The organism is Streptomyces californicus (genome assembly GCF_000717645.1).
Taxonomy (GTDB): Bacteria; Actinomycetota; Actinomycetes; order Streptomycetales; family Streptomycetaceae; genus Streptomyces; species Streptomyces californicus.
Genome location: NZ_JNZZ01000019.1, coordinates 224,365 through 240,679, shown reverse-complemented (window position 1 = coordinate 240,679; position 16,315 = coordinate 224,365). Strand labels below are relative to the sequence as shown.

Here is a 16,315-nt window from a genome sequence, read left to right as displayed (position 1 = left end):
GTCCACCTCGCTTCCCCGAACTCCTCCCCGCTTCCCCGCTTTTCAGAAAGGCCCCTCATGTCCGACGTGTTGCGTGCTCCCGCCGAGATCAAGTACGCGGAGGAGCTCGACTGGCTGGAGTCGATCGACGACAGCCCCAAGCCGTTCTCCTGGCGGCTGTCACCCAAGATGGTCCGCCTGTTCATCCTGGGGTCCGAGCGGGCCGACGGCCTGGAGCGGGATGTCGCGCAGAAGTGGTTCGGCGACCGAAGCTTCGTCGAGCGCTCGATCGTCACCCTGGCCTCCGACCGCGGTCTGCTGCTGATCGGGGACCCCGGCACCGGCAAGAGCTGGCTGGCGGAGCTGCTGTCCGCCGCGATCTCCCGCAACTCCACCCTGGTGGTGCAGGGCACGGCCGGCACGACCGAGGACCACATCAAGTACGCGTGGAACGTGTCGATGGTCATCGCCAAGGGCCAGTCGCGGCAGTCGATGATCCCCTCGCCGATCATGACCGCGATGGAGACGGGCGCCATCGGGCGCTTCGAGGAGCTGACCCGTTCCACCAGCGACGTCCAGGACGCGCTGATCTCCATCCTCTCGGAGAAGTACATCTCGGTCCCGGAACTGCAGAGCGACGGCGCGGACGCGGGTGACAACATCGTCTTCGCCAAGCCCGGCTTCTCGATCATCGCCACCGCCAACAGCCGCGACCGGGGTGTCAACGACCTGTCGTCTGCGCTGAAGCGCCGCTTCAACTTCGTGCGCATCCCGGTCGTGACCAACAGGAAGAGCGAGGCGGAGATCGTCCGGTTCCGCACCGAGGAACTGCTGCGCCGCCACGCGATCGACCTGGACGTTCCGCCGACCCTGCTCGACGTGCTGCTCCAGAGCTTCGCCGATCTGCGGGCCTCGGCCGCCGCCGCGGGCAGCGACGACGAGAAGCTGGAGTCGTCGCTGTCGACGGCGGAGCAGATCGGTGTGCTGGAGGACGCCGTCCTGCACAGCAACTTCTTCGGTGAGCGCACGCTGACCGCCCGGACCCTCGCCTCCTCGCTCGTCGGATCACTGGCCCGGCGCGACCCGGAGGACCTGGCCATCTTCAACAAGTACCTGCACGGGGTGGTCGAGCCGCGCGGCAAGGAGGAGGGCGGGGCCTGGCCGGAGTTCCTGGACGGCGGCCGCGACACGATCGCCACCCTGTCATGAGCGGGTCCCCCACCACCGGCTCTCCCTCCCCCACCCCCGGCTCCTCCGGCTCCGGCTCCGGGGAGACGTCGTTCGCCGCGCTGCGCGGGCAGTTGCAGGAGGCGGCCGCCGCATTCGCGGACGGGCCGGGCGCGCTGGAGGGCATCCTCCTGGGGATGGTCGACGACGTCGACCGGGCGGTGCGCGAGCCGCTGGAGATCTTCCCGGTCTGCCACCACTCGCCGGCCTCCGCGCTCGCCATGGCACGCCGGTTGCGGGAGAAGCAGCCGAGGGTCGTGTACCTGGAGCTGTGCGAGGACATGGCCCCGCTCCTGACCGAGCTGCGCAACTGCCGTCTACCGGTGGCGGTCCAGGCGTTCGCGAGCGATGTCGACGGGTTCCCCGCCGAGTGGGCCCCGCTGTCGGTCGTCGCGCCGGTCACCGAGGCGTCCGCCGAGTACCAGGCCATCGCCTACGCCCTGGACACCCCGGGCGTCGAGCTGGTCCTGGTCGACCGGTCGTCCGACCATGTCTTCCAGTGGGACGGCCGCCACGGCGAACACTCCCCCGAGGAGCCCTCCGCCCCGGCGGACGGGGCGCCCGAGCCCGAGGCCGCGCTGCACGGCGAGGCGGTCGGCGTGGAGATCGGCGACCTGCGACCGCGTTTCGCGGAGCTGGAGGAACATCTGCTGCGCCACGGAAAGGTCCGGCACTGGTCGGAGTGGTGGCACCAGTACGTCGAGGTGCCGCTGGGCAGCAGCGACCACGACGCCTACCGCCAGGTGATGTTCCTCGTCGGCAGTCTCTTCCGGCGGCTCGCCCCCGGCGACCGGGACCGGGTCCGGGTGGACGAGGACCGCGAGCGGTACATGTGGACGCGGATGCGCGAACACCTGGCGGCGACCGGGGCGGACCCGGAGGACTGCCTGTACGTGTGCGGCGCCTTCCACGCGGCCAGCCGGGTCGAGGAGTTCGGGGTCGCGGGCGGCGGGTCGTACGTGATCCCCCCGCGCTCCGCCACCACCTGGCAGCACGGGCTGATCCCGTCCAGCCACACGGCGATCGAGGCGCAGTTCGGGCTCGCCTCCGGTTCGGTGTCGATCGCCGCGACGCAGTGGGCCAAGAACCTCAGACGGACCCGGGTGCGGCCGTACCGGCTGGACGGGCAGGGCGGTACGAAGAAGTCCCGCGCGGCGGCGAAGGCCGCGGCCCCCGCCGTCCCCACGGCCGCGACGGAGACCGCCCCGGACCGGCTCACCGGGTTCCTGCGGCAACCGCCGGTCCTCGACACGCTGGACGAGGCCGAACTGCTGGGCTGGTCGGTGGAGATCGTGCGCGCGGCACGACGCGGCGGCTACCCGGCCTCCACCGCGGACGCCATCGCGGTGTTCGAGACGTCGATCCTGCTCGCCGGGGTGCGGGACCGGGCCAAGCCCACGCCGTACGACTTCCAGGACGCGGCGATCACCTGCATCGAGAAGGACGCGGTGCCGGGGCGACGCGATGTGCGGCGGCTCGTCGAGATCATGATGGGCGGCGACCGGGTCGGCCGGGTCGGGTACGACGCGCTGCCGCCACTGGCCCGTGACGTGTACGACCGGCTCGCCCCGCTGGGGCTGAAGCTCCAGCAGCGGGGCGTGCGGCGGGCTCTGCTGGACATGGACGCGCACCCGGAGCTGAGGGCCTGTTCCGACGTGCTGTGGATGCTCCGCCGGCTGATGCCGCACGGTACGGCCCGGCCGATCATGGGTGAGCGGAAGCTCGGCGAGCGGTCGATCCAGGAGTCGTGGGACCTGGCGCTGGGCACTCATGAGCGGTCGCTCATCGAGCTGGGGTACGAGGGGGTGAGCATCGAGCAGGTCCTGGAGCAGCGGCTGCGCCGCGAGGCGTACGGGCCGCGGGCGACCACGGCCGGCGTCCTCGCCGCCGTGGAGGACGCGACGCTGTACCTCCGCGGCGGGCGTCTCGCGGACGAGCTGGGCGCGCATGCCCTGGTCGTGCTGGCGGGCGAGCGGACGGTGGACGGGGCGCCGGAGGTGCTGCGCCGGATGCGGGGGCTGCTCGCGTACTACCGGACCGCGGAGCCGGTGCTGCCGCCGTGGGTGGAATCGTTCGTGAAGGCCGGTTACGCGCATTACTGCACATTGCTGCCGATGGCGTTCACGGACGAGGACGCCACGGTGGGGCAGGTGGCGGCGATGCTCGGCTTCCTGTTCGGCATGGAGAGCCTGGCGCTGTCCCTCGGCTGCGACCGGGCCCAGTTGGAGCTGGCCGTCGCCCAGTCGCGCCCCACGGATCCGGAGCGGACGGCGCTGCTGTGGGCGGCGCGGGTACAGCTCGGCGCGCTGTCCCGGGGCGAGCTGCGGGAGCGCTGCGCGCAGTTGCTGGCCAACCCGATGGCGGTGCCCGCCTATCCGCGCTATCTCAGTGGTTTCGTGCACGCGCTGGTGCCGGTGCCGGGGCTTGCGGACGTGGTGGTGGAGGCCGTGTCGAACGCGTTCGGACGGTTGCCGGACCGGGTTCTGCTGCCCTGGCTGCCGACCCTGATCACGACGCTGCGCTCCGGGGCCGCGGACCTGGCCCCGTTGCTGCCCCGGGAGGCGGGGCGGCTCTTCCCGGCCCGGCTCGCGGCGCTGGACGCGTGGGTGCCGCCGTGGCGCGCGGAGCCGTCGGCGACTCCTCCGGCCGGTGGAGCGGTCGCCGTCGGCGCGGACCGTGGGGCCGCCCTGCTGTTCGCCCATCCGGCGACGCTCGACGCGGTGGCGGGGCTGCTCGGGTGCGACGGCCCGTGGGCCGGACCCGGGTCGGAGGCTTCGGACGGCGCGGAGTTGGTGCGACGTCATCCGGACACGGCGGACGCGTGGGGGTCGCTGCTGGCGGAGGGCTGAGGCTCCGTGGCGGGGGCGCATGCGGCCCCGCCACGGGGCGATGGGGCGCCGGACCCGGACGGGACCGGCGCCCCATCGGCATGCCCGCGCCCAGCGTGCGGCCACCCCCTCACCATCGCCTGCTTGATATTGCTTGAAATGAACGCCTAAAATGCAGATTCGAGCATCGTTGGTCAGGGACAGGGAGTACAGATGACGTACGTGGCGCAGGAGCTGGCCAGCCAGCCCGACTGCTGGCAGGTCGCCGCCGGCATGGCGGACGGACTCGCCCACCGGCTTCCGGCGGCCGGCGAGCGCATCGCCGTGGTCGGGTGCGGCACGTCGTACTTCATGGCCCAGGCGTACGCGGCCCTCCGGGAGGGCAGCGGCCAGGGCGAGACCGACGCGTTCGCCGCGTCCGAGTTCCCGACGGGCCGCCCGTACGACCGGGTGGTGGCGCTGAGCCGCTCGGGCACCACGACGGAGGTGATCGGGCTCCTCGCGCGGATCGGTGGCACGACCCGTCGCACGGTGGTCATCGGCGACCCGGACACCCCGATGGCGGCGATGGCCGACGACACGGTCGTGCTCCAGTTCGCCGACGAGAAGTCGGTCGTGCAGACCCGCTTCGCGACTTCGGCGCTGACCCTGCTCCGCGCCCACCTGGGCCTGCACACCGACTCGGTCGTCGAGGACGCCCAGGTGGCGCTCGCCGAGCCGCTGCCCGCCGGACTGGTGGAGTGCAGCCAGTTCACCTTCCTCGGGCAGGGCTGGAGTGTGGGCCTGGCCAACGAGGCCGCGCTGAAGATGCGCGAGGCGGCGCTCGCCTGGACCGAGGCGTACCCGGCGATGGAGTACCGGCACGGCCCGATCAGCATCTCCACCCGCTCCACCGCGACCTGGATGCTCGGCGAGGCGCCTTCCGGGCTGATGGACGAGGTCCACGCGACCGGCGCCCGTTGGGTGGCCGGCGGCCTCGACCCGCTGGCGGAGCTGGTACGGGTGCAGCGCCTCGCCCTGGCCGTCGCCGAGGCGCGGGGGCTCGATCCGGACCGGCCGCGCCACCTCACCCGCTCGGTCATCCTCAGCACCACGGCCTGACGGCGCCAGCGCCACTCCCCGCCCACCGGCAGATCCAGTCCCCTCCCGGAGTCACCATGCCCATCGCCGCCACCGGCGATCTGATCGCCGAGGCCGACGCGCGGCAGCGCGCGGTCGCCGCGTTCAACGTCATCACCCTGGAACACGCGGAAGCCGTCGCCGAGGGCGCGGAGGCCGCGGGGTCCCCGGTGATCCTCCAGATCAGCGAGAACGCCGTCGCCTACCACCGGGGCCGTCCGGCTCCGCTCGCGCGCGCCGCCGCCGAGGTGGCGGCCCAGGCCGCCGTGCCCGTCTCGCTCCACCTCGACCACGTGCAGTCGACCGAACTGCTGCACCGGGCGGCGGACTGCGGCTTCAGCTCGGCGATGTTCGACGCCGCCCGGCTGCCGTACGCCGAGAATCTGGCGGCCACCCGGGCCGCCGTCGTCTGGGCGCACGAGCGGGGGCTCTGGCTGGAGGCCGAACTCGGGCAGGTCGGCGGGAAGAACGGTGAACCGCCGCTCGACGCCCACGCCCCCGGCGCCCGTACGGACCCGGAGGAGGCGCGGTCGTTCGTCGCGGCCACCGGGGTCGACGCGCTGGCCGTGGCGGTCGGCACCTCGCACGCCATGACCTCCCGGGACGCGGTGATCGACCACGCCCTGCTGAGCGGTCTGCGGGAGGCCGTGCCGGTGCCGCTGGTGCTGCACGGTTCGTCCGGGGCCTCCGACGAGGAGCTGTCCCGGGCGGTGACGGGCGGCATCCGCAAGGTCAACATCGGCACCGCGCTCAACATCGCGATGACCGGCGCGATACGGGAGCGGCTGGCCCGGGACGAGCGGAGCGTGGACCCGCGCCGGTATCTCGCGGACGGCCGGGACGCGATGGCGGCCACCGTCGCCCGGATGATCTCGCTGCTGCCCTCGGGGCGTGCGCACGCCGCGTGACGACAGGACGGACGCCGACGGCCGGCGGGCGCGATGCCCGCCGGCCGTCGGCGTCCGTCCTGTCGTCACGTCATACGGACTCCCGCTGTGCCCACTCGTGCAGCAGGGAGGTGAGGTCAAAGCGGACCCGGCGTCCCGGTGCGGGCTCGATGGGCGCCGACGAGGGCACGGCCAGGACCCGGCAGCCGGCCGCCTCCGCGGCGGCGATCCCGGTCGGGCTGTCCTCGACGACGAGGCACGCCTCGGGCGGCAGCCCCAGTCGTGCGGCGGCCATCAGGTAGGGGTCGGGGTGCGGCTTGGAACGGTCGCTCTCGCCGTCCGCCACCGTCGTGCGGAACGCCTCCCCGCCCAGGGTGCGCAGGACCGCGTCGACGACCCGGCGCGGCGAGGCCGACACCAGGGCGGCGGGAGGGCCGTCGTGTTCCAGCAGGTCGAGCAGGGCGCGCGCTCCGGGCCGGAGCGGGGCGTCCGCCTCGACCGCGGCGAGGAAGGTCTCCTCCAGTTCGGCCTCCAGTACGTCCGCGCCGCTGTCCGGGCAGTGGCCGTCGAGCCAGGCCGCGGTGTCGGCGCAGCTGCGGCCTAGGACCGACGCCCCCTCCGCCTCGGTGAGGGTGTGGCCGTGGGCGGCCGCCACCGAACGGGTCGCCTCCAGCCAGAGGGGTTCGGTGTCGACGAGGGTGCCGTCCATGTCGAGCAGCACGGCGCGCGGCACGGTCGGGATCCGGGCCCCGTCGAGCGTCCAGTGCGAGTCGGGGGTCCGGTCCAGGGCGGCGTACACCTGGGCGGCGACGTCCACGTGGCGGACCGGGCGGGCGGGGCGGGGGCCCGCCGTGATGTCCGGGCCGGCGCAGGCCAGCCAGGCGGTGCGTTCGTCCGGACTGCCCCCGCCGTGGCCGCCCTCGTCGCGGTGTCCGTGGTCGGTGACGACGAGGACGGTCCATGCCTCCGTCGCGTACGAGGGGCGGGATCGCAGGGCCGTCAGGAGATCGCCGAGGCGGCGGTCGGCCGTCTCGACGGACGTCTCGTAGGCGTCGCCGCAGCCGAGGTGGTGAGCCGTCTCGTCGGGGGCGCCGAGGTAGACGAAGGACGCCTCGGGGTCCTCGTGAGTGAGGACGGCCACGGCGTCGCGCACGATGGCGGCGTCGGCCTCCTCCCAGGCGGCGGGGGTGTCGGCCGCCGGTGCGTGGTGGGTGAGCCGGGTCGGGCGGCGGAGCATGGGGCCGCCGTCGGCGACGGTGACCAGCGGCTCCCAGGCGGCGGCGACGTAGGTGCGGCGGCCGTCCTGGCGGGCCAGCCGGGTGGCGAAGTCGGGGAAGACGCCGAGGCGGTGCCCGCTGAAGTCGTTGCTCCACACGCCGTGCTTGGTGACGTCCACCCCGGTGAGGATCGTCGCCCAGCACGGCCCGGACATGGTGGGCGTGGTCTCCGCCACGGCCACCGGGGACAGGAAGCCGGCGTCGGCCACCGCGTCGAGGTGCGGGGTGGGCACGCGTCGCAGGGTGTCGAGGCGCACCCCGTCGATGCCGACGACGAGCACACGGCGGATACGGGACATGGCGGTTCTCCCGGGAGAGGTACGAGGAGCGGGTACGGACACGGGTGCGGTTCAGGCCTGCTGGTGCAGGGTGTGCGGGTCCACCGCGTGGGCGAACGGCAGTCCGTGGGCGTACCGTTCGAGTTCGTCGACGGCGCTGTCCGCCAGTCGGTGGAGTTCGCCGCCCTGGGACCCGGCGATGTGCGGGGTGAGGAGCACGTTCGGCAGGTCGTAGAGGGGCGAGTCGGCGGGCAGGACCTCCGGTTCGGTGTGGTCGAGCACCGCGTTCAGGCGGCCGGGGACGAGCTCCTTCACCAGGGCGTCGGTGTCCACCAGGGAGCCCCGGGCGGTGTTGACGAGGGTCGCCCCGTCCCGCATCCGGGCCAGCGTCCGCGCGTCGAAGAGGTGGCGGGTCGAGGGGAGTTCCGGGGCGTGGATGCTCACGACGTCGCTCTGGGCCACCAGGTCGTCGAGCCCTGTGCGCTCCACGCCGAGGACGCGTGCGTCGGCCTCGTCGAGGTAGGGGTCGTGGACCAGGACCCGCAGGTCGTAGGGGCGCAGGAGCTCCACGACGCGGCGTCCGATGCGGGAGGCGCCCACGATGCCGACGGTGCGGCGGTAGTTGCCGATGCGGGGGAACCGTTCGAGGAGGTTGACCCGGGAGCGCGCGCGGCGGTAGACGCGGGCGCTCTCCAGGATGTTCTTGTTGGCGAAGAGGATCGCCGCGACCGTGTACTCGGCGACGGGGACGGCGTTGGCGGTGGCGGCGGTGCTGACGGCGATGCCGCGGTCCCAGACGTCCTGGGTGACGTGGTGCTTGACGGAGCCGGCGGCGTGGATCACCGCGCGCAGCCGGGGCATGGTGCTCAGGGCCGCCGGATCCAGCGGTGGGCAGCCCCAACCGGTGAACAGCACCTCGGCGTCCTGGAGCCCGTCGCGCTGTGCGGGGTCGTCGGCTCCGAAGTCGGTGACGAGGAGGCCGGGGACGAGGTCGGCGACGCGGGCGAGCCGGTCGAGGGCGGCGGGGGCCAGGACCGCCTCCCGGGTCTCGCCGCTCATCGCCAGGACGGTGCGGGGCCGGGGCCGCGGCTGCGGGGGGAGGCTCACTTGACGGCTCCTGCGGTGAGGCCCGAGCGCCAGAAGCGCTGGAGGCAGAGGAAGGCGACGATCAGGGGGACGACGGCGACGAGGGAGCCGATGATGACGAGCGGGTAGAGCTCCGGCTGCTGATAGACGTTCTGGTTCCACATGTAGAGGCCCAGGTTGACCGGGTAGAGCTGGTCGTCGTTGAGCATCATGAGCGCGCCGTAGAAGTTGTTCCAGCTCGCGGTGAAGGTGAACAGGAAGATGGTCACGAACCCGGGCGCCAGCATCGGCAGGGCGACCTTCACGAAGGTGCGCACCTCCCCGGCCCCGTCCACCCGGGCGGCTTCCAGGACCTCGCCGGGGACGTACCCCTCGGAGAAGACGCGGGCCAGGTAGACGCCGAAGGGGTTGACGAGGCCGGGGATCAGGACGGCCCAGTAGGTGTTGACGAGGCCGAGTTCGGAGGCCATCAGGTAGAGCGGGAGCTGGACGACCGTCGAGGGGATGAGGACGCCGACGAGGACGACTCCGAACCACTTCTCGCGGCCCCGGAAGGCGTACTTGTCGAAGGCGTAGCCGCAGGCCACCGAGATGAGGGTGGAGAGTCCCGAGGCGACGACGGTGTACAGCAGGCTGTTGAGCAGCCAGCGGACGAAGACGCCGTCGTTGTATTCGAGGAGGGCGTTCAGGTTCGCCAGGAACGCGAAGTCGCCGAGGCTGAAGGGGTTGGTCGCGAACAGGTCCCGGTAGCTCTTGGTGGAGGCGATGAGGAGCCAGGTCAGCGGCATCAGCGTGTAGACGGCGACGACGGCCAGCACCGCGTTCACCGCGACGCGGGAGGTGATCCCCCCGCGACGGTCGCGGCGCGGGGCGGGGCCGCGGGTCGCACGGCCGGCCGGCGCGGGGGCGGGCGGAGCCTCGGGGGCGGCTGTCTGGGTGCTCATGATGCCTTCCACCGGTTGCCGAGCTTGGTGACGACGAAGGACAGCAGTCCGGCGACGAGGGCGAGCAGGAGGGAGCTCGCGGCGGCCAGGCCGTAGTCGTGGCCCTTGAAGGCCGCTGTGAAGATGAACATGGTCGGCGACCAGTCCTCGCCCATGGTGTTGGCCCGCAGTTGGACGAGCTTGGGGGCGTCGAAGAGCTGGATGGCACCGACGCAGGTGAACAGCAGGGTCAGGACGGCGGTCGGCCGGATCATGGGGACCTTGACCTGGAGGGCGGTGCGCAGGGCGCCGGCCCCGTCGACCGTGGCCGCTTCCAGGACCTCGCGGGGGACGGCCTGGAGCCCGGCGTAGAAGATGATCATGTTGTAGCCGGTCCACTGCCAGGCGGAGATGTTGACGACCGAGAAGACGGCTTCGTCCTGGCCGAAGAAGTTCCACTGGGCGCCGAGCGCGTCGAGGGCGTCGGTGATCGGGCTGAGTCCCGGTGTGTAGAGGTAGAGCCAGATCAGCGAGGCGATCAGGCCGGGCACCGCGTGCGGCAGGAAGTAAGCGATCTGGAAGAAGCGCCGGGCCCTGGCCATGGTCGAGTCGACGAGGAGGGCCAGGACGAGTGCGCCGCCGACCATCGCCGGGATGTAGAGCACGCAGTAGAGGGCGATGTGTCCGAACGAGCGGAGGAACGCCTCGTTGCCGAGCGCCTCGGTGAAGTTGCCGAGTCCGGCGAAGACCCGTTCGGTTCCGCCGAAGCCCAGGCCGGAGGATTCCTCGCGGTAGAGGCTCATCCAGGCCGCGTAGAGCATCGGCAGGACGGTGACGGCGGTGAAGAGCGCGAAGAACGGGATGGTGAAGAGGGCGACGGCACGGCGCTGTCCGGCTCGTGCGCCGGGCCCGCCGGGGGCTTTCGGTCTGCCCGGTCCTCGGGGGACCGCGGGCGGCGGCGTGGCCTGGGGCGCCGGGTTCTTGGCCGGCCGGGCGAGTGGTGCTGCCACCTGGGGCTCCTTCGGCGGGGTGGGGTGGTGGGGCGGGCCGCCCGGGACGGCGGGTCCCGGGCAGCCCCGTACGGCGGTGGGCAGCGCCCTACTTGTCGAGCTTCAGACCGCGGTCGGTCACCGCGGTCTCGCCCTTGGCCTGACCGGAGGTCAGCATCTTGGTGTGGTCGCCGCCGGCGGCCAGCTGCGCCGAGGTGACCTGCTGCTGGACGGGGCCCCACGTCCAGCCCGGCACGATGGTGTCGGCGGCCTCGCCCGCCACGGCGTAGACGTCCTGGCCGGCGAAGTACGAGCCGTCGAACTTCTTCGCCGCCACGGCGCGCATGCCCTCGTTGGCGGGCAGGGCGCTGCTGGGGGTCTTGAGGGAGCTGAGGCGGGCGGTCATCGCCTCGGGGTCGGTGGTGACCCACTTGATGAACTCGGCGGCCGCCTTGGTCTGCTTGCTGCCCTTGGGCACGATGTAGGAGGTCCCGCCGTACATGCCGGTGCTCGCCTTGCCGTCCCAGGTGGGCAGCGGGGCTATGGCCCACTTGCCCTTGGCGTCGGGGTAGCTGACGGGGAAGTTCCCGGCGCTCCAGGCGGCGCCGATGATGGTGGCGACCTTGCCGGTGGCGCGTTCCTTGTTCTCGCCCTCGCCCCAGAGCGGGGTCCTGGAGGCGAGGCCGTCGGCGAGGAGCCCGTCCCAGTACGCGGCGACCTTCCGGGAGGCCGGGTCGTCGATGTCCACCTTCCAGGCGTCGCCGTTGGTGCCGTACCAGCGGGCGCCGGCCTGCCAGGCCAGACCGGACAGCAGGGCGGGGTCGCCGCCGCCGAAGTTGGTGATGGTGACGTCCGGGTCGCCCTGGTGGATCTTCTCGGCGGCGGTGCGGTACTCGGCCCAGGTCGTCGGCACCTTCGCCCCGTGCTTCTCGAACAGGTCCTTGCGGTAGAAGAGCTGGATGGGCGTGACGTCGAAGGGCACCGCCCAGGTGGAGCCGCCGAGGTTGACCAGGGACTGGACCGCCTCGGGGAACTCCTTCTTCACCAGTTCGCCGGAGGTGGGGGTGAGGTTCTCCAGGTTGCCCTCACTCGCGTACTCGGGCAGGGCGGAGTAGTCCATGGTGGCCACGTCGGGGGCGTTGCCGCCCTTGACCGCGTTGGACAGCTTGGTGACGCCCTCGGGTCCCGCGGGGACCATGAAGAACTTCACCTTGATGTCGGTGTGCGTCTTGTTGAACGCCTCGGCGGTCTCCTTGGCGCCCGCGGTGGCCGACCAGAAGGTGAGGGTGACGGGCTTGCCGTCGCCGCCGCCCGAGGCGTCCGACCCCGATCCGCCGCCGCAGGCGGTGGCGAGCAGGGCGAGCGAGGCGGCGGAAGCCGCGAGGGCGAGACGGGACGTGCGGGCGGTACAGGGCATGGGCCGGCTCCTACGAGACCTCGAACTGCGGTAGATGAGGTGAACGAGAGACATCATTTTGCGCAGAAGTGATCGCCGTCAAGGGCAAACGAGCAAATCAATCGATTCGATCATCACGGCTGACGCCCCGACGGCGAATACGAACGCCGCTCGGAAGAGCGAAGAGCCGTGCATCTGAGGCCGGTTGGCCCGGAGCACGGCTCTCGACGGGGAACGGGCACGGCCGGACCGGGAAGCGGTGCGGCGGCGGGAGGTCCGGCGGCGGTCGGCGCGACGGCCGCGCGGCAGGTCAGGAGGCGGCGGAGGCTCCGCAGGAGACCCGGACCCGCAGCGTGGGCAGGATGTCCAGGTGGCGGCGGGCGGCGGGCCCCTCCCCCGGAGCGTCAGGACCGGCGTCCACGCCGCCCGGAGCCGCCACCCCGAGGCGGGACAGCAGCAGCCGCGCCGCGGCGGCCCCCACGGCGCGCTTGTCCGGCGCCACGGCGGTGAGCGGCAGGTCGGCGAGGCCGGCGACCTCGTCGTCGTACGCGATCACCGCGAGGTCCTCGGGCACCCGTACGCCCCGGGCCTGGAGACGGGGGATGAGGACGATCGCGTCCGCGTCGCTGTGCACGATCGCGGCGGTCACGTCACCACGGGCCACTCCCTCGCAGAGGTACTCCAGCGTCCGCTCGAAACGATCGGCCTCCGATCGCGACGGGACGTCGTCCAGCGGCGACGCCGTCACCGGGGTGAGCCCCAGCGCCTCGACGGCGGCCCGGTAGCCGACCCGCAGCCGGGGCGCGGTCGGGCTGTCCTGCACGGCGAGCGCGATCGCCCGGTGGCCGAGCCCGGCCAGGTGGGCCACGGCTTCGGCGGCGCCGTGGGCGTGGTCCGAGCGCACCCGGTCCAGCCGCGCCGCCGGATGCCCGAGGGGCGCCGAGCGCTCCACCAGCACGACCGGGGTCGCCTGCTCCGCCGCCCACAGGCCCTCCCCGGGCCCCGGGCAGCCGTGCTCCCAGCTCGGTGTGAGCAGCAGCCCGTCGGCGCCGGTGGACAGCAGCCGGCGGGCCTGGGCGGCGTCCTCGTCGGGGAGGTAGCGGGAGAGCCCGATCGTCAGCCGGGCGCCCGCGCCCTCGACCGCCTCCCGGGCGCCCCGCACGACATCGGCGTAGTAGTAGTCGGTGGTCGGCACCACCATGCCCACCACCAGGCCGGCGGCGGGCCGCTCGGCGGCGGGTGCGGGCCGCGACTGCCCGGAGGGCCACACCACCGCGCCGTGGAGCCGCTCCACGAGCCCCTGGGCGGCCAGCGCCTCGACGTCCCGGCGCAGAGTGACGGCGGACATGCCGAGTTCCTCGGCGAGTTCGGCGACGCGCAGGCTGCCGCGCTCGCGGACGAGTTCGAGCACCTTCTCGTGACGCTGGTCGACGTGCAGTCGCATGGATCCCCCTGGGCTCGGATTCGGCTGGGCTGCGGCCCGACGGTCCTCCGGCGCCGACCGGACGCCGTCCCGGCCGCGCGGCCGTGCGGAGTCCCGGCCGGACGGCTGTCGCCCGGGACCCGTCCAGCACACCCCAACCATATCGATCACATCCGCTCGAAACGATCTGACCGGCGATTTGCCCCCGTGTGAGCCCGCGCACGCCGGTTGGGGAGGTGCACGCCCTTACACCCCCCGAGAAACGATCGACACGATCAATTCGGCCAAAGTCATTGAGCGAGTCGGCAGACGGCTGCTAGAAAGTGCCCGCCCGCTCAGAACAGTCGGATCTCGGGATCAGGTCAGCGCCCCGCGCGCCGGATTCCCCCGGAGACACGTCACCCCGACCCGGAGCCCTCCCCATGACTACTGCCTGGTCCCGCCGTACCTTCCTCGCCATGTCCGCGGTGCTCACCGCCGCGGTCGGCGCGGCGCTGACGCCGCCCGCGTCCGCCGCACCGCTCTCCCCCTCCCCCGCGGCCGATCCGTACGCCGCGCTCCGCGCCACCTGGAGCCGGCTGATCCTCGGCGAAGGGTTCAGCCCGACCGCCGAGCCCTTCAGGAGCCGGCTCACCGATCTCGGCGCGAAGGCCCGTGGTCTGCTGGAGACCATGGCCCCGGCCGACGGCTCCCTGTGGCCCGACGCCGTCTTCGCGGACCCCGACCCGGACACGGACGCCGAGTCGTTCGCCTTCTCCGGCCGCATGGCCGACAGCTTCACCCGGCTCAACACCATGGCGCAGGCGTACCGCCAGCAGGGCACCGGACTGACCGGGAGCACCGCACTGCGCGACGCCGTCCTCACCGGCCTGGAACACCTCAACACCCAGGTCTACAACGACCGGCAGACGCGGTACGGCAACTGGTACAGCTGGCAGATCGGCGCACCGCAGGCCCTGCTGGACGTGTGCGTGCTGCTGTACGACGCGATCGCCCCGGAGCGGCTGGCACGCTACTGCGCCGCCGTCGACCACTTCGTACCGGACTCCGCCGTCGCCTCGTACACCGGGACCAGCACCGGGGCGAACCGGGTGGACCTGTGCCGGGTGCTGGCCCTGCGCGGGGCGGTCGGCGCGAGCGCGGCGAAGATCGCGCTGGCCCGGGACGCCCTCTCCCCCGTCTTCCCGCTGGTCAGCAAGGGCGACGGGCTCTACGCCGACGGCTCGTTCATCCAGCACACCACCGTGCCCTACACCGGCAGTTACGGCTCGGTGATGCTCGGCGGGCTCGGCATGCTGTTCGCGCTGCTGAAGGGGAGCGACTGGGAGGTCACCGACCCGAAGCGGCAGGTGGTCTTCGACGCGGTGGAGAACGCCTGGGCCCCCTTCCTCTTCAACGGCCTCGTCATGGACGCCGTCGCGGGGCGCGCCATCAGCCGCGGCGAGGCCGACGACCACCGCCGCGGCCACCCGATCCTCGCCTCCATCGTGCTGCTGGGCCAGGGCGCTTCGGCCGCCGAGAACACCCGGTGGCGGTCGCTGGTCAAGGGCTGGGCCCAGCGCGACTACTACAGCCCGCCGCTGAGCAACCCCTCCCTGGGGCTCACCGCGCTCGCCCGGATCAAGAACGTCCTGGACGACACCGCCCTCACCCCGCTCCCCGAGCCCGACGGCCACCGGCTCTTCCCCGACATGGCCCGGGCCACGCACCGCCGTCCGGGGTGGGCGGCGTCGCTGAGCATGGCCGACCGGCGCATCACGTACTACGAGACCGGCAACGGCGAGAACCTGCGCGGCTGGCACACCGGCTCGGGAATGCTCTACTGGTGGGGCGACACCTTCGCCAACGGCCAGTACAGCGACGCGTTCTGGCCGACCGTCGACCCGTACCGGCTGCCCGGGACCACGGCCTCGCGCAAGGTGCTGGCCAACGGCGCCGGCGGCGACTGGGGCGCCTCCCTCCCCGATGTGAACTGGGTGGGCGGGGCGACCGACGGGAAGCGCGCCGCCGTGGGCCAGTACCTCCGGGGCCTGTCGAGCACGCTGATGGCGAAGAAGTCGTGGTTCTTCCTGGACGACACCGTGGTGTGCCTGGGGGCGGGCATCCAGTGCCGCGACGGCGCGACCGTGGAGACCACCGTCGACAACCGCAACCTCGGGCCCACCGGCAACGCCCCCTTCACCGTGGACGGTTCGGCCAAGCCCCTCACGCTCCCCTGGTCGGCGACGCTCACCGGCGCTTCCTGGGCCCATCTGGGCGGCCACGGCGGCTACGTGTTCCCGGGCGGGGCCACCGTCAAGGCGCTGCGGGAGAACCGGACGGGCCGCTGGCGCGACATCAACACCGGGGGCTCCGCGGACCAGCTCTCCCGGAAGTACCTCACCCTCTGGTTCGACCACGGCAGGGACCCGTCGGACGCCGGTTACGCCTACCAGCTCCTGCCGGGCGCGACCGAACAGCGTACGGCGGCGCGTGCGGCGGACTCCGGCTGGCTGCGGGTCCTCGCCAACTCCGACGACCAGCAGGGGGTGGCGGTGCCCTCGCTCGGCCTGACCGCGGTCAACTTCTGGTTCGGCGGGACCGTGGGGCCGCTGGTGGCGGACGCGCCGTGTTCGGTGATGGTGACCGAACACGGGGACGGAACGGCCACCGTCTGCGTGAGCGATCCGATGCGGAAGCGCACGAGCCTGACCCTGACCTGGAACCGGACCGTGGCGTCGGTGGTGTCGAAGCCCGCGACGGTGACGTCGGCCGCCACCGGGACTTCCCTGCGTCTGGTCTTCGGTGATCTGTCCGCGACGCGCGGGGCGACCCAGACGGTCAAGGTGCGGCTGGCCTGAACCGCTCCGGCCCCTGGGAGTCCGGTGGTGCGGCCCGCCCGGTGCGGGCCGCGCCACCGGACC

At 72.8% G+C, this 16,315-nt stretch carries 11 protein-coding genes; 5 read left to right on the top strand and 6 right to left on the bottom strand.

Annotated elements, in window-relative coordinates; all coding sequences use genetic code 11:
- Positions 1 to 57: 57 nt before the first annotated feature.
- The 4 genes from IF19_RS0125100 (at position 58) to IF19_RS0125085 (ending at position 6,061) form a co-directional block, all read left to right on the top strand.
- Positions 58 to 1,188 carry an ATP-binding protein gene (locus IF19_RS0125100; protein ID WP_030120603.1) on the top strand — a complete coding sequence of 377 codons (1,131 nt, stop codon included), beginning with the start codon at positions 58 to 60 and terminating at the stop codon, positions 1,186 to 1,188.
- The gene (locus IF19_RS0125095; protein ID WP_030117105.1) at positions 1,185 to 4,055 is read left to right on the top strand and encodes a DUF5682 family protein; all 2,871 of its coding nucleotides are present in this window, start codon (positions 1,185 to 1,187) and stop codon (positions 4,053 to 4,055) included. Before IF19_RS0125100 ends, IF19_RS0125095 begins: the two co-directional genes overlap by 4 nt.
- 192 nt (positions 4,056 to 4,247) lie before the next feature.
- Positions 4,248 to 5,135 carry an SIS domain-containing protein gene (locus IF19_RS0125090; RefSeq protein ID WP_030117104.1) on the top strand — a complete coding sequence of 296 codons (888 nt, stop codon included), beginning with the start codon at positions 4,248 to 4,250 and terminating at the stop codon, positions 5,133 to 5,135.
- 56 nt (positions 5,136 to 5,191) lie between these two features.
- The gene (locus tag IF19_RS0125085) at positions 5,192 to 6,061 is read left to right on the top strand and encodes a class II fructose-bisphosphate aldolase (protein WP_030276979.1); all 870 of its coding nucleotides are present in this window, start codon (positions 5,192 to 5,194) and stop codon (positions 6,059 to 6,061) included.
- A gap of 70 nt (positions 6,062 to 6,131) precedes the next feature.
- Here IF19_RS0125085 and IF19_RS0125080 read toward each other — a convergent pair whose 3' ends face one another.
- The 6 genes from IF19_RS0125080 to IF19_RS0125055 all read right to left on the bottom strand — a co-directional run bounded on the left by IF19_RS0125080 (position 6,132) and on the right by IF19_RS0125055 (position 13,433).
- Complete coding sequence (locus IF19_RS0125080) at positions 6,132 to 7,616, bottom strand: HAD-IA family hydrolase (RefSeq protein ID WP_030290105.1); 1,485 nt, start codon at positions 7,614 to 7,616, stop codon at positions 6,132 to 6,134.
- Positions 7,617 to 7,667: 51 nt separating this feature from the next.
- Entirely contained in the window at positions 7,668 to 8,654 is a 987-nt protein-coding gene (locus tag IF19_RS0125075) for a hydroxyacid dehydrogenase (protein WP_050491023.1), read from the bottom strand.
- Between the two features lie 44 nt (positions 8,655 to 8,698).
- The gene (locus IF19_RS0125070) at positions 8,699 to 9,625 is read right to left on the bottom strand and encodes a carbohydrate ABC transporter permease (RefSeq protein ID WP_030117098.1); all 927 of its coding nucleotides are present in this window, start codon (positions 9,623 to 9,625) and stop codon (positions 8,699 to 8,701) included.
- Positions 9,622 to 10,614, bottom strand: a complete 993-nt coding sequence (locus tag IF19_RS0125065) for a carbohydrate ABC transporter permease (protein ID WP_030117097.1) — start codon at positions 10,612 to 10,614, stop codon at positions 9,622 to 9,624. Before IF19_RS0125065 ends, IF19_RS0125070 begins: the two co-directional genes overlap by 4 nt.
- Before the next feature lie 88 nt (positions 10,615 to 10,702).
- A complete protein-coding gene (locus tag IF19_RS0125060) occupies positions 10,703 to 12,010 on the bottom strand; it encodes an ABC transporter substrate-binding protein (protein ID WP_030117096.1) in 1,308 nt (435 codons plus the stop codon).
- A gap of 289 nt (positions 12,011 to 12,299) precedes the next feature.
- On the bottom strand, positions 12,300 to 13,433 hold the full coding sequence (locus tag IF19_RS0125055; RefSeq protein WP_030117095.1) for a substrate-binding domain-containing protein: 1,134 nt from the start codon (positions 13,431 to 13,433) through the stop codon (positions 12,300 to 12,302).
- 401 nt (positions 13,434 to 13,834) lie between these two features.
- Here IF19_RS0125055 and IF19_RS0125050 point away from each other — a divergent pair, with 401 nt between their 5' ends.
- Complete coding sequence (locus IF19_RS0125050) at positions 13,835 to 16,252, top strand: polysaccharide lyase 8 family protein (RefSeq protein WP_030117094.1); 2,418 nt, start codon at positions 13,835 to 13,837, stop codon at positions 16,250 to 16,252.
- Positions 16,253 to 16,315 lie beyond the last annotated feature (63 nt).